The 25,399-nt window shown below is 35.6% G+C and carries 25 protein-coding genes; 9 read left to right on the forward strand and 16 right to left on the reverse strand.

Annotated features, from left to right (window positions below; genetic code table 11):
- Positions 1 to 141: 141 nt before the first annotated feature.
- The 3 genes from DF947_RS07685 to DF947_RS07695 are packed head-to-tail and all read right to left on the reverse strand — an operon-like array spanning position 142 to position 3,262.
- Complete coding sequence (locus DF947_RS07685; protein WP_109929101.1) at positions 142 to 888, reverse strand: glycosyltransferase family 2 protein; 747 nt, start codon at positions 886 to 888, stop codon at positions 142 to 144.
- Between the two features lies 1 nt (position 889).
- Positions 890 to 1,981, reverse strand: a complete 1,092-nt coding sequence (locus DF947_RS07690) for a PDDEXK nuclease domain-containing protein (RefSeq protein WP_109929102.1) — start codon at positions 1,979 to 1,981, stop codon at positions 890 to 892.
- Between the two features lie 9 nt (positions 1,982 to 1,990).
- On the reverse strand, positions 1,991 to 3,262 hold the full coding sequence (locus DF947_RS07695; protein ID WP_109929103.1) for a glycosyltransferase family 4 protein: 1,272 nt from the start codon (positions 3,260 to 3,262) through the stop codon (positions 1,991 to 1,993).
- Between the two features lie 83 nt (positions 3,263 to 3,345).
- Here DF947_RS07695 and DF947_RS07700 point away from each other — a divergent pair, with 83 nt between their 5' ends.
- The 4 genes from DF947_RS07700 (at position 3,346) to DF947_RS07715 (ending at position 8,016) form a co-directional block, all read left to right on the forward strand.
- Positions 3,346 to 6,537: a S41 family peptidase gene (locus DF947_RS07700; RefSeq protein ID WP_109929104.1), complete on the forward strand. Its 3,192-nt coding sequence runs from the start codon at positions 3,346 to 3,348 to the stop codon at positions 6,535 to 6,537.
- A gap of 106 nt (positions 6,538 to 6,643) precedes the next feature.
- Entirely contained in the window at positions 6,644 to 6,898 is a 255-nt protein-coding gene (locus DF947_RS07705; RefSeq protein WP_109929105.1) for a type II toxin-antitoxin system Phd/YefM family antitoxin, read from the forward strand.
- The gene (locus DF947_RS07710; protein WP_205940752.1) at positions 6,898 to 7,170 is read left to right on the forward strand and encodes a Txe/YoeB family addiction module toxin; all 273 of its coding nucleotides are present in this window, start codon (positions 6,898 to 6,900) and stop codon (positions 7,168 to 7,170) included. Before DF947_RS07705 ends, DF947_RS07710 begins: the two co-directional genes overlap by 1 nt.
- Positions 7,171 to 7,269: 99 nt before the next feature.
- Positions 7,270 to 8,016, forward strand: coding sequence for a class I SAM-dependent methyltransferase (locus DF947_RS07715; protein ID WP_109929107.1), 747 nt, complete (start codon positions 7,270 to 7,272; stop codon positions 8,014 to 8,016).
- A gap of 4 nt (positions 8,017 to 8,020) precedes the next feature.
- On the opposite strand, the gene DF947_RS07720 is transcribed toward DF947_RS07715, so the two are convergent.
- Positions 8,021 to 9,472 (reverse strand): alpha-L-fucosidase, encoded by a 1,452-nt coding sequence (locus tag DF947_RS07720; protein ID WP_109929108.1) that lies wholly within the window; start codon positions 9,470 to 9,472, stop codon positions 8,021 to 8,023.
- 92 nt (positions 9,473 to 9,564) lie between these two features.
- On the opposite strand from DF947_RS07720, the gene DF947_RS07725 reads away from it, so the two are divergent.
- Together DF947_RS07725 and DF947_RS07730 are read left to right on the forward strand one after the other, a co-directional pair.
- The gene (locus DF947_RS07725) at positions 9,565 to 9,771 is read left to right on the forward strand and encodes a DUF2683 family protein (RefSeq protein ID WP_109929109.1); all 207 of its coding nucleotides are present in this window, start codon (positions 9,565 to 9,567) and stop codon (positions 9,769 to 9,771) included.
- Positions 9,771 to 10,061: a type II toxin-antitoxin system RelE/ParE family toxin gene (locus DF947_RS07730; protein ID WP_109929110.1), complete on the forward strand. Its 291-nt coding sequence runs from the start codon at positions 9,771 to 9,773 to the stop codon at positions 10,059 to 10,061. Before DF947_RS07725 ends, DF947_RS07730 begins: the two co-directional genes overlap by 1 nt.
- A gap of 2 nt (positions 10,062 to 10,063) precedes the next feature.
- Here the strand turns inward: DF947_RS07730 and DF947_RS07735 are convergent, their stop codons facing one another.
- From DF947_RS07735 to DF947_RS07785, 11 genes are all read right to left on the reverse strand, one after another.
- Positions 10,064 to 10,978 carry a glycosyltransferase family protein gene (locus tag DF947_RS07735; protein WP_109929111.1) on the reverse strand — a complete coding sequence of 305 codons (915 nt, stop codon included), beginning with the start codon at positions 10,976 to 10,978 and terminating at the stop codon, positions 10,064 to 10,066.
- A gap of 63 nt (positions 10,979 to 11,041) precedes the next feature.
- Positions 11,042 to 11,452, reverse strand: coding sequence for a GxxExxY protein (locus DF947_RS07740; protein ID WP_109929112.1), 411 nt, complete (start codon positions 11,450 to 11,452; stop codon positions 11,042 to 11,044).
- Between the two features lie 87 nt (positions 11,453 to 11,539).
- Positions 11,540 to 12,301, reverse strand: a complete 762-nt coding sequence (locus DF947_RS07745) for a class I SAM-dependent methyltransferase (RefSeq protein WP_109929113.1) — start codon at positions 12,299 to 12,301, stop codon at positions 11,540 to 11,542.
- Between the two features lie 17 nt (positions 12,302 to 12,318).
- Complete coding sequence (locus DF947_RS07750; protein ID WP_109929114.1) at positions 12,319 to 12,966, reverse strand: FkbM family methyltransferase; 648 nt, start codon at positions 12,964 to 12,966, stop codon at positions 12,319 to 12,321.
- A complete protein-coding gene (locus DF947_RS07755; RefSeq protein WP_109929115.1) occupies positions 12,963 to 14,282 on the reverse strand; it encodes a flippase in 1,320 nt (439 codons plus the stop codon). Before DF947_RS07755 ends, DF947_RS07750 begins: the two co-directional genes overlap by 4 nt.
- Before the next feature lie 19 nt (positions 14,283 to 14,301).
- Positions 14,302 to 14,826, reverse strand: a complete 525-nt coding sequence (locus tag DF947_RS07760; protein WP_109929116.1) for a DUF1569 domain-containing protein — start codon at positions 14,824 to 14,826, stop codon at positions 14,302 to 14,304.
- A gap of 21 nt (positions 14,827 to 14,847) precedes the next feature.
- Complete coding sequence (locus DF947_RS07765) at positions 14,848 to 15,546, reverse strand: YjjG family noncanonical pyrimidine nucleotidase (RefSeq protein WP_109929117.1); 699 nt, start codon at positions 15,544 to 15,546, stop codon at positions 14,848 to 14,850.
- Between the two features lie 48 nt (positions 15,547 to 15,594).
- Entirely contained in the window at positions 15,595 to 15,912 is a 318-nt protein-coding gene (locus DF947_RS07770; RefSeq protein WP_109929118.1) for a low molecular weight protein tyrosine phosphatase family protein, read from the reverse strand.
- Positions 15,913 to 16,066: 154 nt separating this feature from the next.
- Positions 16,067 to 16,711 carry a uracil phosphoribosyltransferase gene (upp, locus tag DF947_RS07775; protein ID WP_109929119.1) on the reverse strand — a complete coding sequence of 215 codons (645 nt, stop codon included), beginning with the start codon at positions 16,709 to 16,711 and terminating at the stop codon, positions 16,067 to 16,069.
- A gap of 106 nt (positions 16,712 to 16,817) precedes the next feature.
- Positions 16,818 to 18,080, reverse strand: coding sequence for a DUF7033 domain-containing protein (locus DF947_RS07780; RefSeq protein ID WP_109929120.1), 1,263 nt, complete (start codon positions 18,078 to 18,080; stop codon positions 16,818 to 16,820).
- Positions 18,081 to 18,230: 150 nt separating this feature from the next.
- Entirely contained in the window at positions 18,231 to 18,743 is a 513-nt protein-coding gene (locus DF947_RS07785) for a DUF6702 family protein (protein WP_109929121.1), read from the reverse strand.
- A gap of 90 nt (positions 18,744 to 18,833) precedes the next feature.
- Between DF947_RS07785 and DF947_RS07790 the strand changes: the two genes are divergently transcribed.
- Together DF947_RS07790 and DF947_RS07795 are read left to right on the forward strand one after the other, a co-directional pair.
- A complete protein-coding gene (locus tag DF947_RS07790; RefSeq protein WP_109929122.1) occupies positions 18,834 to 19,418 on the forward strand; it encodes a HupE/UreJ family protein in 585 nt (194 codons plus the stop codon).
- A gap of 13 nt (positions 19,419 to 19,431) precedes the next feature.
- A complete protein-coding gene (locus DF947_RS07795) occupies positions 19,432 to 21,804 on the forward strand; it encodes a M1 family metallopeptidase (RefSeq protein WP_109929123.1) in 2,373 nt (790 codons plus the stop codon).
- A 172-nt stretch (positions 21,805 to 21,976) separates the two neighbouring features.
- Here DF947_RS07795 and DF947_RS07800 read toward each other — a convergent pair whose 3' ends face one another.
- Positions 21,977 to 23,134 carry an ATP-binding protein gene (locus tag DF947_RS07800; RefSeq protein ID WP_109929124.1) on the reverse strand — a complete coding sequence of 386 codons (1,158 nt, stop codon included), beginning with the start codon at positions 23,132 to 23,134 and terminating at the stop codon, positions 21,977 to 21,979.
- Between the two features lie 197 nt (positions 23,135 to 23,331).
- On the opposite strand from DF947_RS07800, the gene uvrB reads away from it, so the two are divergent.
- The gene (uvrB, locus tag DF947_RS07805; protein WP_109929125.1) at positions 23,332 to 25,374 is read left to right on the forward strand and encodes an excinuclease ABC subunit UvrB; all 2,043 of its coding nucleotides are present in this window, start codon (positions 23,332 to 23,334) and stop codon (positions 25,372 to 25,374) included.
- Positions 25,375 to 25,399: the final 25 nt, after the last annotated feature.

Below are 25,399 nucleotides of genomic sequence, written 5' to 3' on the forward strand. Positions count from 1 at the left end.
TTTAGAAATTTGAGATTTAGATTTTGGGTTTGTCATTCTGAGGCACGAAGAATCTCCAAGCGATGAAAGCCGAACTGAAGTCTGTGGTTAGAACGATGGGGATTCTTCGTGCCTCAGAATGACAAGTGATTCTATAAGATATTAATCATTGGTTCTGCGGTGCTTAAAGTAATATGTTACTAAGTTTCCTGCTATAATAATATGATTAAAGATATTCGGAACTAAACCGTAGTACTTGGTTAGAATTTTAAAGCGCTCCTTTAAACTTTCAAAATGCTTTTTCTTGCTCATTCCGCCAACTAAATATTTAGCAACATAGCGATGAACGTTTACAATATTTGATGATTTTTTTGCCGCTTTTATAATCCAATCAATATCAGAGCTGTACTTATATTTTAAATCGTAAGGTGTTGTAATGCTTCTGCGGATGTAAATGGCCTGATGACTTATGCTCATTCCAAATTTGAAACTTTTCCAGTCAAAAACCTCTGGTGCTTCGTGTCTTCTTCTCCCTAGATTCTCCCAGTTATCGTTATACATTTCAGTTTCGCCATAATAAATATCGGCTCCTGGCGAAGATTCAAAAACATCCTCAACAGTATGTTCATCGTATAGCTCATCACCAGAATTCATAAATAAAACGTAATCGCCTTTGGCCATTGCCAAACCTTTATTCATTGCATCGTAAATGCCCTGATCTTTTTCTGAAACAATTTTTGAAATCTGATTTTTATACCGTTGGATAACCTCTAGCGTACCATCTGTAGAAGCTCCATCAATAACGAGATACTCTATATCTCTAAAGGTCTGATTAATTACAGAGTTTATTGTTCGCTCAATGTCTCGAACGTTGTTGTATACGATGGTGATAATAGAGAGCTTTGGCATATTAATCCATCAATTTTTTTAACGTTTCAACATCAGGTAAAAGCCCTTTATAAGCCGTTGGCAAAACGGTGCTGGTTTTGTAAGTCGAGACTCCCATTGCCTTATTAAAATCTTTAAATGAAAATTCAACGACTTTGTTTTTCTTTTCTTTACAGAGTATAATTCCTATTGATGGTTGTTCATGTGGCTGTTTTATATACTCATCCAAAGCTGATAAATAAAAATTCATTTTGCCCATGTATTCAGGTTTAAATTTACCTGTTTTCAATTCGAAAACAACCAGGCATTGTAAACGGCGATTAAAAAATAATAAATCAAGAAAATATTCTTCATCTTCTACTATTAATCGATATTGATTTCCCATGAAGGCAAAATCTGATCCCAAAGACATTAAGAATTTTTTAATGTTTTGAACAATTTCACTTTCTAATACACGTTCGTCTTTATCCTCGTTGTCCTCAATATTAATAAAATCCAATAGATATTCATCTTTGAATGATTGCAGGGCTTTTTGCCTTATTTCATCATTGGCTATTGTTTTGGAAAAGTTGTTGGGTAAGCTTCCCGTTTTTTGAAAAGTTTGGTTGTTTAAATGATTTTTTAGCGTGCTTAAACTCCAAAATTCGCTGGCTGTTTTTTGAATATAGAATATCCTTTCATCTAAAGATTTTGTGCTTTGTAAAATCTCGATGTGGTGGGTGAAACTTACATTTGAAAAACTATTTTCTAATTGGGCCGTTACTGACGGGCTAAATGTAATTTCTTGTAAATCAATAGCTTCTGATTTGGCCGTCGGTGACGGACTAATTAAGAACTGGTCTTTCCAAGCCTCAAAAAAAAGGCGCATCCGTTTAATGTTTGTAGCAGAAAACCCTCTTAATCCAGGTAGTTCAATTTGTAAATCTGCAGAAAGACTTTCAATAACCTTTGCTCCCCATTTTTCTTCCTCAATTTTGATTGAAATGAACTTGCCAACGGTAAAATAAAGCGTTAGAAGCTCTTTGTTAACCAGTGTAGCCGCTTTATATCGGCTTTGTAAAATGGCCGATTTCAGTGCTTTAATATTATCAAGGTAGGTTTTAGATAATTCCATAAGCATATTTTACTTCGGCTGTAAATCAATCAGCGTTTCGTATAAATCAAGGTGTTTTTCTGCAATAACCTTTTCCGAAAAATTATTTAGAATGCTTAATCGAGCTTCTTTTTGTATTTCGGTTTTATTTGGACGATGATACAGCCATTCGATACCATTAGCCAAATCTTCAGCATTTTCATATTCAGCCAAATACCCGTTCTGCATGTGCTTAACCATATCTGGAATTCCTCCGGTTGTAAATGCAATTACAGGGGTGGCACAGGCCAAACTTTCCATCACGGTATTTGGCAAATTATCTTCTAAAGAAGGTGTAATAAAAGCATCAGCAGCCGAGTAACATTTTGCCAAATGCTCATCCTTATTTATCGTGCCTAAAAAGGTTGTTTTAAAAGTGAAAGTGGGCATTTCGGTATTTTCTTTGTTTCCAAAAATTACCAGTTCGATGTTTTCTTTAACAATTCCTGCTCGTCGAGATAAGATTTCTAGCGCCTCAATTAAATAGGGTGTTCCCTTATGCTTGTCATTTTTTGAGGGCATAAAACCGCTCATTAAAACAAATTTATCAGGGTTGATTTTAAGAATCTTCTTCGCCTCGCTTTTAACGTATGGTTTAAAAATATTGGTTTCTATGGTATTTGGAATAACAGTTGCTTTACGCGTGCCGAGCAAACTACTAAACTTTACCGAGCTCGCCATCCACTTACTTGGCGCCACAATATGAAAGTTTAATTCAGTATAAGCTTTCTGTTTTCTTAACCAGGTTTTATGAGAGATGTCGTTATCGCCACTAATTTTTAAAATGGGGCAATTGCCACATTGATGGTGAAAATTTTCACAACCATAGCGTACATGGCAACCGCCTGTAAAAGCATTGCTGTCGTGGAAAGTCCAAACAATTGGCTTTTCAAGTTCATCTAGCTCCGCCAAAAACTTTGGTGTAAGAAAACCGTGATTAATCCAATGCAGGTGAATAACATCTGCACTTTTAACATCTGGATGGTTTTTTATCGATCGGCCAAACCACTGTAAGCTAAATGGCGTTTTAACCGATTTGCTAAGCCACTTTGCAAAATAACGTTCTGATAAAATATTATAAACAGCCTTGACTTTTTGAATGGGCGATTTGCTGAAGGCATCAACTTTCGGGTTTTGCCCAAATTTGTAGTAAACAAGTACTTTAGAATCTACACCACTAGCTTTCAGGGCATCGCTTAGGCGTAAGCAGGCACGTCCAGCACCTCCATTTCCATCATACGTATTTAGGTGTATTATCTTCAAATCAATTCAAAAATACATTAATTGTTTACGATTATAAAAACTGTTGCGTATTTTCATACATCCAAAGCCAAACAAACTAAATCATGATTAAAAACATCTTAAAAACGCTTATAGCAGGCGCTCTGTTATTGCCTTTTGGTGCATTTGCACAAAATCAAACTTATTTTACAGCTTATCCTGCTTTAACGCCCGATGCGCAGACAATAGTATTCAGTTATGATGGAGATATTTGGAAAGTTCCGGTAAAAGGTGGTTTAGCCTCTCGGATTACGGCCATGCAGGGCGAAGAAATTAATCCAAAAATCTCTCCAGATGGTAAATGGATGGCTTTTTCATCCAATCAGTTCGGTAATTACGATGTTTATGTAATGCCAGTTGCAGGTGGAGATATAAAACAATTAACTTTTAATGATGCATCTGACGAAGTTGACAATTGGAGTTTAGATTCAAAAACAATCTATTTTACTTCAGGCCGTTTCAACTCTTTTTCGAGTTATAAAGTAAATGTAAACGGTGGAACGGCCGTTCGTCTTTTCGAAAATTATTTTAACACCACGCACCACATTGCAGAGGCACCGAGTGGCGAATTATTTTTTAGCGATACCTGGGAAAGTATGCGTTTCTCAAACAGAAAGCATTATAAGGGCGCTTATAATCCAGATATTCAATCTTATAACCCAAAAACCAAAACTTACAAACAATACACCACTTATATTGGTAAGGATTTTTGGACCAGCGTTGATGCTAATGGAAATGTTTATTTCGTTTCTGATGAAGGCAATGAGGAATATAACCTTTACACTTTTATTAACGGAAAGAAAACAGCACTAACCAATTTTGATACTTCTATAAAACGTCCATTTGTATCTGCGAATGGAACAACCGTGGTTTTTGAGAAGGACTATCAACTTTACACCTACGATGTAGCCTCAAAGAAAACAGAAAAGGTTAACATTAGTGCGTCTCGCAATCAGGTGTTAAGCAAAGAGCAGGAGTATGATGTTCGTGGAAATATTTCGGCTTTCGATGTTTCTCCAGATGCAAAGAAAATCGCATTTGTATCAAGAGGAGAGCTTTTTGTAAGCGATGCCGATGGAAAGTTTATCCGTAAAATAACCAATAGTGGAGAACGGGCCATGCAGTGTAAATGGCTTGCCGATAACAAAACAATTTTATTCAATCAAACTTCCAACGGTTACCAAAACTGGTTTACTTTAACTGGAGATGGAAAGGGAACACCAAAGCAAATTACTAAAGACAAGGCTAATAATCGCGATATCACTTTGAATAAGGCAAAGACCTTGGCGGTTTATTTAAGTGGAAGAAACGAATTGCGATTGCTGGATTTGAAAACCATGGAAAGTAAAACCATTGTTAACGATGAGTTTTGGGCCATTCAGAATTCTACGCCAAGCTTTTCTCCAAACGATCAATATGTGTTGTTTACTGCCTTTAGAAATTTTGAGCAGGACATTTTGGTTCACGAGATTAAAACGAACAAAACCATTAATTTAACCAATACAGGGGTTACCGAAACCAGTCCGGCATGGTCGCCTGATGGAAAGTATATTTTCTTTACCAGCGCAAGAACGGAGCCTTTTTATCCATCAGGAGGCGACCATGTACACATTTATCGCATGGCTTTGAACAATTATGATACGCCTTTCCGTTTCGATAAATTTGATGACTTATTTAAGGAAGAAAAGGCAGAACCAAAAGATGTTAAGCCGGGTGTTGCAGATAAAAAGACAAGTAAATCTGCTGATACAGCAAAGAAAAAGACAGATGTTAAACCGACTCCAAAACCCGCTTCGATAATTACAATAAATACCCAGAATATTTTGGATCGAGTGGAACTGGTAAGCTCTGATTTTGGAAATCAGTTTGGAACCGATGCATTTGCCAAAGGCGATAAAACCTATGTTTTCTATTCATCTAACCAAGATGGCGGAAAGCCAAGTTTATATCGGACAACCATTGAGCCTTTTGAAGCGAACAAAACGGAAAAGGTTGGCGATGGAGAAGATTACTCGATTATTCAAGTTGGCGATAAATTTTTCACCTTGATTGGTGGCGTAATAAATAAGTATAGTCTGGAAGGTAACAAGCAAGATAAGATTGATCACGCTTATAAATTCGCTAGAAACTTAAATGCAGAGTTTAACCAAATGTTTTACGAAACCTGGGTTGGCCTTGATGAGAACTTTTACGATGAAAACTTCCATGGTGTAGATTGGGAAAAAATGAAAACCCGATACTCGGCTTATCTGCCTTATGTAAATAACCGTAGCGATTTAAGAATTTTATTAAACGATATGTTGGGCGAATTGAATTCTTCGCACATGGGCTTTAATAGTTTTGGAACAGAGGAGCGCAAAAACCTAAACTACATAACCAACCAAACGGGCATTATGTTCGATAATGAAAACCCATTTAAGGTAGAACGGATTGTAGCGAAAAGTAATGCCTCTTACGCAAGCGTAAATGTTTTGCCAGGCGATGTTCTAACCAAAGTAAACGGTGTGCAGGTTGATGATAAAATGGATAGGGACTATTATTTCAGCAAACCATCATTAGATAAGGAAATGAGTTTAACCTTTGTGCGTAATGGCAAAGAAGTTTCGGTTAATGTTCATCCAGAAAGCTCGGGTTTGTTAAGAAATAATTTATATGATGAATGGATTGCCAAAAATCGCCAGAATGTAGATAAATGGGGAAACAACCGCATCGCCTATTCTTATATGAAAAATATGGGTGCAGGCGAATTAGAGCGTTTTCTACTGGATATGGTAGAGCAGGAAGAAAATAAAGAGGCTATAATTTTAGATTTACGCTACAATACAGGCGGTAATGTCCACGATGAAGTTTTGAAATTCCTATCTCAAAAACCCTATTTAAAGTGGAAATACCGTGGAGGCAAAATGGCTCCGCAAAGTAATTTTGGACCTGCAGTGAAACCGATTATCTTATTGGTTAACGAACAATCTTTAAGTGATGCGGAAATGACAGCTACCGGATTTAAACAATTGAAACTGGGCAAAATTGTTGGAACGGAAACTTACCGCTGGATTATTTTTACTTCGGCAAAGGGCTTGGTTGATGGTTCTTCATACCGTTTGCCATCTTGGGGCTGTTACACTATGGATGGCAAAAATATTGAGAAGGAGGGGGTTAAACCAGATATTTTTGTGAAAAACACTTTCGAGGATAGATTGGCAGATAAAGATCCACAATTGGAAAAAGCTGTATCAGAAATTTTGAAGGATTTGAAATAATTCATATTGTCTGCATTGTTAAATTGTTGGAAATAAGCATAATTACAATGCAGGCAATATATTATTTGCTATATTTGTACCATAATGGTACGCAAAATTTTAATTTATGTTGGTAGTTAGTAGTAGAGAATTTAGGGAAAAGCAAGCTGAATACATGGATAAGCTTGATAATGGAGAACAGATAATTATTCAGAGAGGAAAGAATAAGGCTTATTCTATAATGCCAATAAAAGATGAAGAAATTTACTTTTCCCCACAAATGATTCAAAAAATTAAAGATTCTATTCTTCAGGCCAAACAAGGGAAAACAATAAAAATTGGTAATTCCGAGGATCTCGAAGATTTCTTTAAGAATTTATAATGTATACATTAGAATTTACTCTTCAGGCGATTGAGGATTTAAAATTTTTAAAGAAATCAGAACCCACTGCATTTAAGAAAGCTCAAAAACTTATCACAGAATTACAGCAACATCCAAAAATTGGAACTGGGAAACCTGAACTTAAGAAATACAATTTGGCTGGGTGTTATTCAAGAAGGATCTCGCAAAAACATAGATTAGTATATCAAGTAAATGATGATAAATTAATTGTACTCATCCTTACTTCTGCCGGGCATTATGATGATAAATAGCCTAACAACTTAGCAATTGATCATTTTCGGTTTTAACAATTAATCAGTTGTACAGTTAACCAAATTTTCCGTTTCTTTGGGATCGAAATATTTTAATGCATGGCAAATTTATTAACGGATAGAGCTTTTTGGGTAAATTATTGGGAAAGTAAAAAAGGACTTGCTGTTGAGTTGCCAGCTGATTACGTGTTTCATCGTCAATTGGCAGATGTTATTGAAAAATGTAAAGTTAAAACGGCCATAGAACTGGGTGGATTTCCGGGTTATTACGCTGTTTTTTTAAAGAAATATTTCAAGCTAGATGTTACCCTTTTAGATTATTTCGTTCACCCGCCTGTTGTAAACGAACTTCTTGATAAAAACGGGTTAACCGAAAAAGATATCCACATCATCGAAACCGATTTGTTTAACTACACGCCAGAACAACAGTATGATTTAGTGCTGAGTTGTGGTTTAATTGAGCATTTTAATGATACTGCAGATATCATTAATCGCCATATTGCTTTTGTAAAACCTGGTGGAACATTGTTTATCACCTTGCCAAACTTTAAAGCTGTTAATGGATGGTTTCAAAAAAACTTTGATAAAGAGAATTACGATAAGCATAATATCGACAGCATGAATCCTGCTTTGCTAAAATCGATTTGCGAAAAGGCAGGATTAAAAGATGTTAAAGCTGGTTATTTTGGCCACTTCAGTGTGTGGTTAGAAAACGAGAATCAGAAATCTGCAGGTGTGCGTTTATTCAAAAAGATGGTTTGGTTAACAGGTAAGGTTTTTACCAAAATTATTCCTTTCGAAAGCAAAAGTTTATCACCTTATATTATTCTGGAAGCTAGAAAATAGATTTCTACTGCGTTTTCTTATAAATTCCGAATTCGCTTAAGGTAATACAAACCGGCGATTTCGTAATGTTTAATCTGATTTTAGAAGTTGTAACTGGTTGATCTAACTTAATTAATCGCTTGGCGCCAATACTTGTTCCATCGTAAATTTTTTTCCATTTATTGTTTTCTAAAATCTCAATATTGTAAGCTTCTATCCGTTGTCCTAATGGGATGTATTCTTGTAAACTGATAATATCAAAAATTTTGTTGCTTTTTAAATCGATTTCTAGACTCGCTTCATGCACTTTATCCATTGTAGCCCAATAGCTTTCTTTATTATTGTCTAATAGAGTTACAACATTGTAGTTTTTGCCTCGGGTATTGCTTGGCACTATGTGCGCATCTTTAGCGAGGTTGTTTGCAAAGGTATGTTTAATCATATCTCCAAATGATTTTAAGGCAACTACATCGTCTTCGTGTAATTGTCCGCGGGTATCTGGCGCCAAGCCTAAATCTAAACCCGCCCCGCGACCAACACTTTTCAAATATAAATCGAATAACATCTCTGGGGTTTTTGGTTTTTCGTTCGGGTGATAAAACCAGCCTTTACGTAGTGGTACATCACATTCTGCAGGCATCCAAAATTTACCATTTCTAATTCCCATGGGGCTTTGGGGATAATTCGCCTGACCGGGGACGGCTACATTCTTCCCCTCCGGTGGAAGCGGTGTAAAGGTTTCCCAACTTGTTTCTGATGCATTTCCATTCTCATTACCAACCCAACGGATATCTAAACCAATATCACTAAAAATATTGGCCATGGGTTGCATTTTACGGGTTATTGCCCAAGTGTTATTCCAATCGTGATATGTTGTATTATCTATCGAACGATGCGCTTTTGCTCCGCCATAATATCCATCTCCACCATTGGCTCCATCGTGCCAACTCATAAAAAGTTCACCATAATTGCTGTACAATTCTTTAAGCTGGGCTTGATAAATGGCTAAATATTCAGCAGTTCCATATTTTGGATTATTTCTATCCCAAGGGGAGCAATAAATCCCGAATTTTAATCCATTTTTATGAGCAGTTTGCTCTATTTCTTTAACTAAATCTCCGTTTCCGTTTCTAAAAGGACTTTTGCTAATATTGTATTCGGTTGTTTTTGTTGGCCAGAGCGCAAAACCATCGTGATGCTTTGCCACTAAAATTATGCCTTTTAATCCCCCGGCTTTGGCGGCTTTAATAATTTGTTCTGCGTTAAAGTCAGTTGGATTGAAGCTTTTTGGATCAGCATCTCCATAACCCCATTCCTTATTTTCGAAAGTAGTCGGGGTGAAATGAATTAGACCATAAACTTCTATATCGTGCCATGCCAGTTGCCTTTTAGATGGAAGTGCTCCATAAGGTTTGGGTGGGTTTTGGGCATTTGCTGTAAATGATATTGAAAGAAGTAATATGGTTATCCATTTCATGTTTTTCGTTATTGATAGAACAAAATACAAAGAATAGTTATTGAAATGTAATTCGGTTATGGGAATTGATAAAATTTAAATTAAATTTGAGTATGGAAACACTTTTGGTACATCCAGACAATGAAAAGCAATTAGAAGCATTAAAGGCTTTTATGATAGAACAGAATATCAATTTTGAATCTCAAACTGAAAAATTACCGAAACACGTATATCAAAGTATCGAGCGGGGGTTGAAACAGGCAAATAAAGGGGAAACGATTTCTTTCGATGAATTTAAATTAAAACATTTTAAAGCTTAATGTCTTATGATGTAGTTTTTACGGTTGAATCGGAAGAAACCTTCGATTTAATTTCTGCTCAACTATTAGAAAAATTCGGATTAGATACTTTAATCAAATTTCAAAATCTAACCTCATCTTCGGTTCAAAAGATTGGTGCAAATCCATTTCTTTATCAAATTATAGAAGAAAATAATCAGATAAGAAAATGTCTTGTACACAAAAACTGTTCGATTTTCTTTCAGGTAAACGGAAGCAAAATACTTATAATTTGCTTTTGGGATAATCGTCAAGATCCAATATTTAAATAATTCTATTTTGAGAAATATTGAGCGAGTTTTTCCTTTACAAAACGCTTGATTCTCGAAGCTAGATTCCCTTTTCTGTTGGCTAGGAAATTCTTGATGGTTTGATAAGCCTCTTGATTCTCCTTTATTACATCTGGAAACTGCGTAATGGGTTTTGGATTGATGATAACGTTATAAATGTCGTTAATTCCAGAGTGAACGCCAGTACCATCGTGGCCAATATTGTTAACCAACGATTGAGAAGGGTTTAAGGTTAAGCCGCCTTTTAGAAAAATCGATGCATACCAACGGATTGCCCAACTGTTGTTTTTTCCTTTTTTAAATTCCTGCATTTGCTTCCAGAAATTCATGCTGTTATCAATAGAAAATGCCGATTTCTTTTTTTTGTCGAATTGCTTTAAGAGCGTATCGATATTAGGCTCAAAGTTTTTCCAGGCTCTATCCCAAGTTGCCCAGCCCCAGCTTGTAGCCGCTCTATAAAAAAAAGCCTGTGGTAGATTTTCTGATTTTAACGGATACATATATGCGCCTATGTGCATCACTTTTTCCTCATCGCGGTAGCGGTTTAAAGAATCGTTGAAATAAGTAAGGGTATGTGGCGAAGTAATTAAATCATCTTCAAAAACGATTACCTGCCCATAATCATTTATGAGTTGTGTTACACCTGCTATAACCGAATTGGCTAAGCCTGAATTTTCTTTTCGCTCAATAACCTTAACAGTTTTGAAACCTTCAATTTTATTAATTATCGATCTTACCTCCGCAACTTTTTCTTCATCCTGTGGCGTTTTTGCACCATCAGAAAATATATACAAACGACTTTCGGCTGCGAGATTGTTTTGTTGCAAAAACTTTAAGGTACGCGAAGTGTGCTGCGGACGATTATATACGAAAAGTGCTATTGGGGCAAGGTTTTGCATATTGTTATCTATTTTTTACCACATAAGAAATTTAAGGAACATATAAGCTGTGTGTAAAACAGATTAATAAATCGATTCATATATTTCATTAACATAAGTTTTTTGCCCCTCGCTAAATATGTGTAGACAATTTAAATTGATCATCAGTCCCATTGGTTGTTTCAGCAACTTCATATAAGTTAATAATTGTGCAACATGAATAGGTTGAATGCTTTCCACTGATTTAAATTCTACAATTAAAGTGTCTTCAACTAACAAATCGCAACGTAATTCTGCATCGAGCTCTAGTCCTTTATAATTTATTGGTATGATTAATTCGGATTTAAAATTAATGTTTTTTGCTTTTAGCTCATGGATCATGCATTTATGATAGGTGCATTCCAGTAAGCCTGGGCCTAAAGCTTTGTGCACTTCAATTGCTGCTCCGTTAACTTTATAAACTAAATTTTTTAAATAATCCCTAGTCAAAATCATATTACGCTCTTTAAGTTTAGGTCAAACTATAAAGGGATGTTTTAGTGAATAGAGATTAACGAAATATAAACTTATATATGGTAAATTCTAAAATATATGCAAGTTAGAATCCGATTTTTGGGTTAAAACGGTATAAGCATTTGCAAACTGTTCCTTTTTCTTTTCTCCGAGAAGGTTTCCCAAAGTTTTTTTAATTCGATATTCCAACTCGATTTTTAAATTCTTTGTAAAGGTTTTTGGCGCTTTTCTGTTTACAAACTCATTAAACTTAACTGTTTCTGGAGCAGTCATTGAAACCTTATCTTCAAGAACTTCCAAACCCTCGCTTTGCAACAAAAACCTTAAGGATGTTGGCGTATACATATTAATGTGGCCATAATCCAGAAAGTGTTTCATTCGCTTGTCAACACCAAAACGATAATCTTTTGGCACTTCTACAACGATGTATTTTGCTACCCTTTTCAGTTCCCTAATCAAAATCCGTTCGTGTTCTACATGTTCTAGCACGTGAGCCAAAATGATTAAATCGAAAGAATCATCTTCATAAGGGATTTTGTATCCATCAAAAGTCTGTGCTTCTTTAAGGTGAGAAAGTTTTCTTTCATTAATTAATTCTACACCACTTTGAGCAATTTCTAAAGCATAAAGCTCTGGAGCAAAACTCCATTCGTTTAAAAAATGAAGAATACTTCCATCGCCAGCCCCAACTTCTAAAACTTTTTTGGGCTTAATGCTCTTACAAACATCAACTATGTTTTGAGCCTTATATTTTGCGCCAAGCATTCGCCAGGCAACATCGCTATTGGTATAAAAATTATCGTAGGCTGTTTTTACTTCTTCGCTAAGCATAATTTAGTTAATAGATGTTATATGCCTAAACAATTATCAGCCTTATAAAAAACGGAGGTTGCTTTTTCGTAAAAAAGACCCGGAGAAATCCCGCTGAAACTTAATTCTTTAAAGCCTTTTTCCTTAAGAAAAATCCTTGCGGGATTGTAAACCTCACGTTCACTATCATCTAAAACAATTACGCCATCACTGCTCAATGCATCTACGCTATGTTTGCAACAGTTTACCCGATCACGGCCATCAACAATAATGATCTCGAATTTTTTGTTTAACATGGAGGCTTTTTTCGAATATTCGCCATTCTTTTCCAGTTTGCAAAAAATCATTTCGGCATTTGCCGGACTTGTATTTTTAACCATATCAAACCAGCCTTTATCATGCTCTACAGAAGTAACCGTACCGGCTTTTTTGGCGTAAAATATTGTTGAGCTTCCAGATCCGTACTCAAAAATGTTCTGAGTATTGTTTATCCTTTCCTTGATAAAATCGATAAAAGAATAGGTTACCCATGGTAAAGCTTCGCCTTTGCCATCTACAGCCTGTTTTTTATCAAAAGCGGTAAACCAGCCGATGCTGTTTAAATAGCCTTTATGCCCGTAAGATAATAATGCTTTTAGCCTACTGGGCTTAGCAATTAGAGTTGTTAATGCTTTAAGAGTACTCAACGTTTAAATATTTTTTGAAATGCTGTGACCAAAAATAATGATTTTAACATCATTATACCTTGTTGCCTAGTTTTAGGAATTATTAAAAGATAAAATGTTGATACAAAACAGGCTATAAGTGTAGCTAATGATGCGCCAACCCCGGCATATTTTGGAATAAGCCATAGGTTTAAAACAATATTTACAATTGCGCCGGCAGCTGTTCTGTAAAACGAAATTTTTGTATAGCCCTCGGCAACTAAATACTGAGAACTGGCCGTTCCTAAGAATACAAAAATACCCGACCAAATGTGAATAGATAACATAGGCCCTGCACCATCGTATTTGCCGCTATAAATGATGTGGATAATCCACGAGCCAAAAAAACTAATGAATAACGCGACTGGTATGCTGATGAAAACCAATAGATCGTATAAATTTCCCAAACGTTTCTGATACCTTTCCAGATCAGTTTTGCGGGCATTTAGTAAAGCTGGAAATACAGATGTTACAATTGCTACGGGAATAAAATACCATGCTTCGCTTAAATTCTGTGCTGCGCTGTAAATGCCAACTGCTTTACTGCCAATACTTTTAAGCATTACAACATCAATTTTCATGTAAATGGAAACCATTACCGCAGAAAGGATTAATGGTGTAGATTCTTTTAATAGAGATTTGGCCCTCTGTTTATCGAAACTCCAATTAAAGATGTTGAAGCCTCTTTTTTGATAAGTGATTACCAAACCAGTCGCTAAAATTAGTCCGTCTAGCACATACGCCAAAACGATATATAAAAGTGGCAAGCTTAAGCTTATGATTACGATTTTGAGAATCGACGTTACGATTAAACATATATTCTGTACGTGAACAACATATTTGGACTGTACCTGCGATTGGAAATAGGCATCGATAACATTAAATGATTTAAAGAAAGATGCCACAGCTAGTAAGCCAACCAATACAGTAAGTGGAGCGCCAGGATTTGACGATAAATGGTGACTTATTAAATAAATGCCAATGGCTATTGGAATGAGAACTGCATTTGTAGCCATTCTAAGCCATAGCGAAGTGCCTAAAATTTCATCGCGTTTGCTGGGTTCATGAATAATCTCGCGGATAATAAACGTATCAAGACCCAAGGTACCAACTGCAGCTAAAATGGCAACTAATGATAAACCAAAACTTAAATCGCCAAATAAAATCGGACCGAGATAGTTGGCAATTAAAAGGTTTACTATAAGGCTTAGCGCCTTGCCAAACATTACCCATCCTGTATTTTTTAAATACTTGTTGAATGCTTCCTCATCAAAACCTTTTATAGCGGGTAATTTCATTAACGCAAAGATGTAAAATTTAAACGCTTTGCTGAAAACTCTTTTCTATGCGAACCAATTGTTTTAAATGGTGCTTCAAATGGATTTCTATAAATCTTAACCATTGTTTTGCATTTAAAAAGCCCAATCTGGGATGTTTGGTTTTCGAATTTGTTTTCGCTTTTGAAATTAAAGGATATACCTCATCCAAAACTTTTTCAAATTCCAGAATGAAATCCAGAGCATCGGTTTTACTTATTTTTTTTACCCTTTCGGCCAACCTTTTCGGAACTTTATATTTTCTTGCTGGTGGCAATGAGCCAAAAAATAAAATCATTTTAACAGCAAAGTGCGTAGGCTGATCTTCTCCTTTACCTTTTGCGCTATTTTCAAGAGCGATTAAAGAAAGTAAACTCGAATCGAAGATGTGGGAATAAACTTCGCTATAGCTCCAGCCATTAATTGGAGGTGTATTTTGGAAAACGTCATCAGAATACAAAGAAAGTTTTGTCTTGTAAGCATTAACAATTTGGTGTAAAGAGGTTTTGATCTTACTTGTATTCATAAATAAAGATAGTAGATAAGCTTAAAATAAAATCAATAACTCCTCTAAATGTGCAATTTCTCTTTTCACATCCTCTGGCTTTTCTTTTTTTGTCGGATTAAAGAAAATCGCATCCATTCCAAAATTTAAGGCGCCATAAATATCCGCTTCCAAACTATCACCAATCATAATACTCTCCGCTTTATTCGCTTTTGCTTTATCTAATGCAAATTCGAAAATTAACGGATTTGGTTTGTTAACCCCAACATCTTCAGAAATAATCACGTTGGTGAAGTAAGGGTTAAGTCCAGATAAATCCATTTTGGTTAAAGTGGTTTCCTTAAATCCGTTAGAAATGATGTGCAGTGTATATTTTTGCTGAAGATAAACTAAAACATTTTCAGCGCCTTCAAATAAATTGGTTTTGGTAGGCGAGATGTTTACATAATCATCTTCAAACTGATGTGGAACCGCATCTGGCTGAATGCCCAATTGAATAAAGGTTTTGCTAAAACGTTCGGCCCTTAAAAAGTCTTTGGTAATTTTTCCCAAATGATAATCTGCCCAAAGCTGATGGTTGTTTTCTGTGTATGTTGTGATAAAATCTGAACAGGAAGTTAAACCTAAATCATGCAATTTATAGGTATGATAAAGCTCGTTTAAAGTTTCTTCGGCATTGCGATCGAAATCCCATATGGTATGATCTAAATCGAAGAAAATATGTTTTTTTTGATGTTGCAATGTTTTAAGGTTGATTGGTTTGTGGGCAAAGGTAGGTAATTAAGCAGACTATAAATACGGTGAAACTTTCGTGGTAATTTCCTCGATTAATTCTTCATCCATATATTGATAATCATCAGGAATATTCAGTACAATTAATTCCTTTCCGGTTATTTCTTCCCTAAATTTTTCGGTAATTCTTTGCTTATGTTTCTTCTCCATTACAAAGATTAAATTGGCCCATGCAATGTGTTTTGCATTAATTTTTACCCTCGCTGATGGCTCTGTCCCGGCAGATTTTACATTGTGTTCTTGATGATTTTGATAAATGGTTTCGGCAGTAGCGCTTCTCCATTTATTTCTGCTACACACAAAGAGGATGTTCATTCAGTCTAATTCCTTAAGTAAAAGTATACGACATGACTTCAGGCTTTCAGTTTTTACTTGCCACAGATTCTTAATTTCTGTAACTACAATTAAAAAGATAACGGATTTTTTTAATCTGTAAATCTGTGGCTTTATATTAACTTTTTGATTCTGTTTACACTTTTTCGCCATAGGCCAAATCGCCGGCATCACCCAAACCTGGCACGATGTACGACTTGCTTGTCATTTCTTCATCAATAGCCCCAAGCCATAATTTAGCTTTTGGCAGGTTTGCCCGTACATGCATAACGCCCTCGGTACTGGCTATTGCGGCAACGATATGCAGTTCGCTAATTTTATAACGATTAATCAATTCTTTACAGCACATCACCATGCTTTGCCCGGTCGCCAACATCGGATCGGCCATAATTAAGACTCTTCCGTCTAAATCTGGTGTAGAAACGTAATCCATCTGAATAATAAAATCTCCACTTTTTTCTACTTTTCTATAGGCGGAGATAAAGCAGCATTCGGCCTGGTCAAAGATATTCAGCAAGCCTTGTTGTAATGGAAGTCCGGCTCTTAAGATGGTTGCTAAAACAGGCTGATGTTCCAACACTTCGCATGGCGATAAGCCTAATGGTGTTGTAACCTCTTTTGATTTATAGGTTAACGTTTTACTGATCTCGTAAGCAAAAAACTCGCCAACGCGTTCCAGATTTTTCCGAAAACGCATAGAATCTTTCTGGATTTCCTGATCTCGAAGTTCTGCAACAAAGGTGTTTGCGATGGATTTTGTTTTGCTGAGGTTAAAAATCATAATAAGCTTTTTCTGGCGGTGCGATAAAAATGCACTTTATTTAAGTTTAAATTTAGGGTTTATAAAGCAAAATGCCCGTTCATAATCCTAAATTTAATGCATTAATTTATCCCGCAGATTTAAGCATATCGTTAAATACAGTTTTTAGCTTTTTGTATTTGTAATTATTAGATAAACTTCTGAGTTGCCAACTGCTGAAAAAAGCACCATCAACAACTTTTACGGCATCAATGTAATCATTAACAATTTTCTTGGCTTCTTCCAGATGTTTAAATTGTAATACGCTATCGCTAATGCAATAAGATTTCACACTTAAGGAGGTTACTTTTTCCAATTGTAAGTCGTACCAATTGAAGGGTGTACATGTTCCTGCTCTAAAACCTGCAGTATCGGCATAACCCATAGAGTAATCTGAATTAATGCCAGAATTTAGGAGATTTAAATAGCAGATTGGAAAACGTAAAACTTCCAATTGCTGACTGTTCAGATTGATTTGTTCGGGATGTATTTTCTTGAGTTTTGATACGGCTTCCTTAATGCCGCTAACGTTCTGTGTTTCGTTATCACAAGGCTTTAATAAGCCAACTGATTTTTCTGCCAGCAAATTTGAAATTCCATTTCTTCGAATATATTCATCCGGTACATTGGGGAAGCCGATGAAGAAAAGCGGATTGTTTTTTTTATCAAGAGATTTTTCCAAATCAGCTAGAACAGCCTCGTTATCAACACCCAAACCTGTAATTTTATCAAATTTTGAAGTTAGATAAACATTCTCTTTTTTAAATACCGAGCTGATAAAAAACTTGGTTTTAGATAAAAAACCATCAGGCACATTGGGTGTAATGGTAAAATTTATGGTAGGCTGCTGAATAAATTTTTTATCATAAAACCTAAAGCCGGGGTATTTCTTTAGGATTAAATTTTTTAAAATAAGCGCCCATTCATCAATAATCGGCTTATCTAAAATCCTCCATTTATATTGATGGCTTTTACTTGCTTTGAAATCTTCTGTAGATGTTTTTTGATGAAGATATTCTTCGTACCGGCTTACGATAAAGAACGAAGCGGCAAAAACATCAAAAGGCAATAGAGAATCTTTAACCGGAAACGGAACCTGATATTCTCCAAACAAAGTTGTTTTTAAATTAAATTCCTCAACCTTGTTTGATAGAAGTAGAGATGTGCTTTTGAAAAACAGCTCATCTGCTAAGGGCAATTCCCCATAACTAATTTTTATATTATCGCTTTGCAAAAAATACTGACTGTTGCCAGTAAATTCTACCTCAGCTTTCAAAATATCTTTAAAAATAAAATTGAAGATATACTTTATTCGAGGAGTTAATAATGTAGAGAAGACGATTAAATGCATACTTATTTAAACAAATTGGCACTGTATAACTAAGATTACAAACAATTTTTCCCAAGTAAAATTATCTCTTCACGATTTACTTACATTATTGGGATATTAAACTTAAAACTTTTTTTAACCTTAATTTAATATCTAATACAAAAATTACAATTAAAAGTTTGCCGTGAAGGTTTTGTCTGGATAAAGAATTTTGGTGCTTTTTCGGGTTGATGCTTTTACAATATGAACGATACTCATCTGATCATCAAACATATCGTACAAAATAGTATCATTAACCTCAACAGATTTTATTGTAGGAATTTTTTCTACTTCTAAATAAATATTCGTGGCTTCATGATCGATTTCAAAACCAATATAATTTAATGCAACAGACTTGCCGTTTGCTTTTAGTTGCAGGTGTGTTGTTAGATATTTTTTAATCAGTTCATCCATTTTTTGCTTTAAAGCAGGGTTGGATAAGTCGGTTTTTTGTTTGTAAAGCTTAACTAAAATAGATTCGAAGTCATCAGTAAAAATTCTTGCGCTAATTTCTAAGGTTTTATCCTTTGCATTGAAATTTACCTCAGTTGTGCTTACATGTAAGGGGTGTTTTTTGCCATTTATGATTCCGCTTAATGCGAAAACAAGAAATATGGTAACAAATTTGGTATTTAACAGATGCATTGATAACAATTTTGCCTTTTTAACAATTAATACTTTAATTTTAAGCTTTCAAAAGTACTAAAGCTTCATGCATAAAGCTAATTTATTATCATGCCGTTACAAGATTTCGTATTTTACTTTAAACTTGGCTGGGAACATATTATAAGTGCCGATGCTTTAGATCATCAGCTGTTTGTTTTAGCCTTAGTTGCAATTTACAGTTATAGAAACTTAAAACAGGTCTTAATTTTAGTAACTGCTTTTACAATCGGTCATTCCCTAACATTACTTTTAAGTGTTTTAGATGTGATCAGATTTGAAAGCAAATGGGTAGAATTTTTAATCCCCTGCACGATAGTAATAACGGCGTTGAGTAATTTATTCAGAAAAGATTTTTCACTTAAATCGGTTAAGATAAATTACTATTTAGCTTTGGGCTTTGGCTTAATCCATGGGATGGGATTTGCAAATTCGATTCGGATTATGCTTGCTAAAGACCAAAATATAGGCTGGGGATTATTCGGCTTTAATGTAGGTTTAGAAGCTGGTCAGGTATTTATGGTTGCAATTATTTTGGCCATAACCTGGATTGTTTTTAACTATACCCATGTAAAGCGCCTAAGTTGGGTATTATTTATTTCGGCAGCCGTATTTAGCCTGGCTTTAAAAATGGCTTTGGAGAGAATTCCCTTTTAACAAAATAACAAACATGAATAAACTGTTTACTTTAACCGGCCTCCTGCTTTTTACCGGCAGTTTGGCTATCGCTCAAGACATTCAGAACAATCCTGGGAGCAACCATGGAAATAAGTTTGAGCAACTAGGTACAATTTTACCTACACCGAACGAGCAAAGAACCGCAAGTGGTGCGCCTGGTGTAAAATATTGGCAACAACGTGCCGATTATAATATTAAGTGCGAGCTTGATGAAAAAAATCTTTTGCTTACAGGCTCGGAAACGGTAACCTATACCAATAACTCTCCTGATCCATTAACGTACATCTGGTTACAGCTTGATGAAAATGAGCACAGTACCGATAAGAGTGCCAACTATCAGGATGCGACTAAACTTCCTTTGATGGGAACCACTCAAAACATTGATCAGTTAAGTTCAAAAACCAATAACGGAAATGGAATCAACATCATTAAACTTACAGATGCCACAGGCAAAAAATTAGTATACACGGTAAATAAAACGATGATGAGAATCGAATTGCCCGTTGCGCTAAGAACAGGCCAAAAATTCATCTTCAATGTAGATTGGAACTACAAGATTACCGATAGAATGAGCGTTGGTGGCCGTGGTGGCTACGAGTTTTTCCCTGCTGATGGAAACTATTTATTTACGATGACGCAATGGTACCCGCGTCTATGTGTGTATAGTGATTTCCAGGGATGGCAAAATCATCAGTTTACAGGTAGAGGCGAGTTTGCTTTAACTTTTGGTGATTTCAAAGTTCAAATGACAGTTCCTGCCGATCATTTAATTGGAGCAACGGGCGAATGTATTAACTACAGCGCAGTTTTAAATCCAACTCAATTAAGCAGATACAATGCTGCCAAAATCGCAGCTGCTCCTGTAGAAATTCAAACTTTGGCAGAAGCTAAAACTGCTGAAACCAAAAAAGCAACGACTAAGAAAACCTGGGTTTTCCAAGCCAACAATGTTCGCGATTTTGCATGGACAGCTTCTCGTAAATTTATCTGGGATGCGATGCCTCAAAAAATTCAAGCCAATAATAACACCGTTATGTGTATGAGTTTTTACGGAAAAGAAGCCTATAACTTGTACAGCAAATTTTCTACAAGAGCAGTAGCCCATACTATTAAAACTTATTCAGATTTTACAATTCCTTATCCTTATCCAGTTGCACAAAGCATCGAAGCCGCAAACGGAATGGAATATCCGATGATCTGCTTCAATTATGGTCGTACAGATGCTGACGGAACTTATAGCGAAAGCACAAAAAATGGAATGCTCGGCGTAATTATCCACGAGGTTGGACACAATTTCTTCCCAATGATTGTTAATAGCGATGAGCGCCAGTGGACTTGGATGGACGAAGGTTTAAACTCTTTTGTTGAGTATTTAACCGAAGAACTTTGGGATAATACTTTCCCAAGTAAAAAAGGTCCAGCCTACACCATTGTTGATTACATGAAACTGCCTAAGGATGAATTGGAACCCATTATGACCAATTCTGAAAACATTGCTCGTTTTGGTCCGAATGCATATTCTAAGCCAGCAACTGGATTAAACATTCTTCGTGAAACCATTATGGGCAGAGAGCTTTTTGATTATGCTTTTAAAGAATATTCAAGAAGATGGGCATTTAAACATCCTCAGCCAGCAGATCTCTTCCGTACGATGGAAGATGCAAGTGGCGAAGATTTAGATTGGTTTTGGAGAGGTTGGTTTTATGGAACGGAGCCTTGCGATATCTCTTTGGATAGCGTGAAATTTGCAAAAGCAGATTTTCCAACAACATTGCCAGTAGCAAGATCGAGAATGGTTAAAATTGATAGGCCTGCTGTAAATGCATTTCAGGATATTTCTAAAATCAGAAACAGAGAAGATAAGAAAATAGCGTTCTATACGGATAAAAATACCGCAGCTCAAGATTTCTATTACAAATACGATAGAGGTTTAGTTTCAGTTGATACAACGACGGCAACTAAGGTTGAAACACCAATTCCGTTAGATGTTGTTGCCGAAAATGATCAGCAGAAATATCAAAACAAATATTTCTACGAATTAGATTTTAGCAACAAAGGCGGTTTGGTAATGCCGATTATTGTTGAGTTTACCTACAAAGATGGAACAAAGGAAATAGATCGCATTCCGGCTCAAATTTGGAGACATAACGAACTAAAAACATCTAAATTCTACGTTAAGGATAAAGAAGTTGAATCTATTTTAGTAGATCCACTTCGCGAAACTGCTGATATTGATACCAGCAACAACACTTGGGGCGGTAAGGCTAAAGAAAGCAAGTTCAAGGTTTACAAAATGAAAACAGGTGGCGCAGTTAGAGGCCAATCTGTTGGACAAAACCCAATGCAGAAAGCCGCTGGTAAATAATAATAAAAATATATGCTGAATTCCATTCAGCGTTTGAATCCTCGTTAAAATTTAACGGGGATTTTTTGTTTAACCTAGTAAATCGAAAGTTTAACTTTTGATTTACTAGGTTAATGCTTGTTTAAAGCCTACAAGGCATATATGTTTATGTATAAAGCATTATCTGAAATTATTATATAGATATATCCTGCCAAGACAATACTTTATATTTACTTCTATTTTGGCTCTTTTGACCTCCATAAATTAACGTCTTTTTTACTGCAGATGGCAGGGCTAATTCTTCGAAACGATCCAATTGTTTAAACAATATAGGAGAAATTGTTTCTGTCGCCTTTACTTCAAAAATGTCAAATACTCCATTTCTTTTCGTTAAAATATTTACCTCGTTTGAATTGCTATCCTGCCAGAAATAATAGTCTAAATGTAAATATTGGTGATAATTTTTCTTTTGAAACTCTGCCAATATTAGGTTTTCGAATAAATTACCTTTTAACCTATTTGTATTTATCTCCTCAACAGATCTTATTCCTAATAAATGACTTAATAATCCCGTATCGTAAAAGTATAATTTTGGACTTTTTACTAATCGTTTGTTAAAATTTTCATGATATGGCTGTAATAAAAAAACGAGGTAACTGCTTTCCAATATTGATAACCATGCTTTTGCTGTAGGTTGCGAAATGTTACAATCATTAGCCAATCCGCTTATATTTAATAATTGCCCTACTCGCCCTGCACATAAACCTATGAATGTGCGGAAGGTAGTTAGATCCCTTACGTTTAATAATTCGGTAACATCTTTTTCTACATAGGTTTGAAGGTAATTGGCATAATATATATTCGGATCTATTTCTCTGTCGAAAATTGCTGGGTAAAATCCTTGAAATATTGCTTTTTGATAAGTCTCTGCTAATAAATCAGCTGTTTTCAGCTCCTCAAAATCTAAAGGTAATAATTTGAACAAAGCCACTCTTCCGGCAAGTGTTTGGGTAATGCTATTTAAAAGATGAAAATTTTGAGATCCTGATAAAATATATTGCCCCATAATTTTACTTTCATCTACTTTGGTTTGTATGTAAGAGAAAAGCTCGGGTACTCTTTGTACTTCATCTAAAATTACTTTTTCAGCATATTCGTTCAAAAATCCATGAGGGTCGTCGCTGGCGAAAGATCTTATATCTGGATTTTCAAGAGAAACATATCTATAATCCTTAAATAGTTCCTTAAGCATGGTTGTCTTGCCCGATTGCCTTGGCCCAGTAACTGCCAATATCGGGAATTTTGATTGTTGCGACTTAATTATACTTTCAATTTGCCTATTAACAAACATCTTTTTTTATTCAAATTTAATCTTTATTTTGAAATTACATAGCTTTTATTTTGAATTTACATAACTTTTATTTTGAAATTACATAGCTTTTATTTTGAATTTACATAATATCGGTTCATAGCTAAAACTAAAAACCAACTTTCCTGACTTTCCGCTGTTTAGTCTTTGAAGCCAAAATTGTATATTTGAGTTAGACAATGAAATTTAAAATCACATCCGAATATCAGCCAACAGGAGATCAACCGAATGCCATAAAACAACTGGTTGATGGCGTAAATGCTGACGAACATTATCAAACTTTATTGGGGGTTACAGGTTCTGGAAAAACCTTTACGGTAGCCAATGTAATTGAGCAAACCCAAAAGCCAACATTGATTTTAAGTCACAACAAAACTTTGGCGGCCCAACTTTACGGAGAGTTCAAAAATTTCTTTCCCGAGAATTCTGTCAATTATTTTGTTTCCTATTACGATTATTATCAGCCAGAAGCCTTTATAGCTTCAAGCAATACTTATATAGAAAAAGATTTAAGTATTAACGAAGAAATAGAAAAATTGCGTTTGCGTACCACTTCTTCATTAATGAGTGGTAGAAGAGATATTATTGTTGTTTCTTCTATTTCGTGTATTTATGGTATGGGAAATCCCGAAGATTTTTCTCGAATGGTTTTCCGTTTTGGTGTTGGATTGAGAATTTCGAGAAATGCCTTTCTGCACAGTTTGGTAGAGATTTTATACTCAAGAACCACAACCGAGTTTAAGCGTGGAACTTTTAGGGTTAAAGGAGATACCGTTGATATTTATCCAGCTTACCTAGATCACGCTTATCGGATTTCTTTCTTTGGAGATGATATCGAAGAGCTCTCGGCAATTGATCCAGTTTCTGGCAAAACCTTAGAGAAACTGGAAGATATGGCCATTTATCCAGCTAATTTATTCGTAACGCCTAAAGATCGTTTTACGCAATCCATTTGGGGCATTCAAGAAGAACTGGAGATTAGAAAAAATCAGTTAATTGCCGATCGGCATTTGCTCGAAGCCAAACGCTTGGAGGAAAGAACCAATTTTGATATCGAAATGATGAAAGAATTGGGTTATTGCTCAGGTATCGAAAACTATTCTCGATTCTTTGATGGCAGAAGCCCAGGAATGCGCCCTTTCTGTTTATTGGATTATTTCCCCGAAGATTATTTAATGGTTATTGATGAAAGCCATGTAACCGTTCCTCAAATTAGAGCCATGTACGGTGGCGATAGGTCAAGAAAATTATCGTTGGTAGAATATGGTTTCCGTTTACCTGCGGCGCTAGACAATAGACCCTTAAACTTTAACGAGTTTGAGGCACTTGCGCCACAAACCATTTATGTAAGTGCAACACCTGCAGAATACGAACTCGAAAAATCGGAAGGTGTGGTGGTTGAGCAGGTGATCCGCCCAACAGGTTTGTTGGACCCCGTTATCGAAATCCGCCCGGCGATTAATCAGGTTGATGATTTGTTGGATGAAATCGACATTACAATTAAGGATGGTGGACGTATTTTGGTAACCACCTTAACCAAGCGTATGGCCGAGGAATTAACTAAATATTTGGATAGACTAAACATTAAAACCAGATACATTCACTCTGAAATTAAAACATTAGAACGTGTAGAGATTCTTCGTGGTTTACGTTTAGGCGAATTTGATGTTTTGGTTGGAATTAACTTGTTACGAGAAGGTTTGGATTTGCCAGAAGTTACACTTGTTGCCATTTTAGATGCCGATAAAGAAGGCTTTTTGCGTTCAGAAAAATCATTGATCCAAACCATTGGTCGTGCGGCTCGGAACGATAAAGGCCGTGTAATTATGTATGCAGATGGAATTACCGAAAGTATGGAAAAAACCATTTCCGAAACCAACAGACGGAGAGATATTCAAATTGCTTATAATTTAGAAAATGGCATAACACCTAAAACGGTTGGTAAATCTCGCGAGGCGATATTGGAACAAACTTCAGTGTTGGATTTCTCTCAAAAAGCAAGCGATAACAAGGCAAGAGCTTATGTAGAAAATGCGGAAATCAGTATTGCAGCCGATCCAATTGTTCAGTATATGGGTAAGGCAGAATTACAGCGTTCAATTGATGCCACTAAAAAAGACATGCAGAAGGCCGCCAAAGATATGGACTTCTTGCAGGCTGCGAAACTGCGTGATGAAATGTTCGCTTTAGAAAAAATGTATAACGAAAAATTCGGAAAATAAAATTTTCATATGGTACTTTTAAGGG

This window comes from Pedobacter paludis (assembly GCF_003173575.1).
Lineage (GTDB): Bacteria > Bacteroidota > Bacteroidia > Sphingobacteriales > Sphingobacteriaceae > Pedobacter > Pedobacter paludis.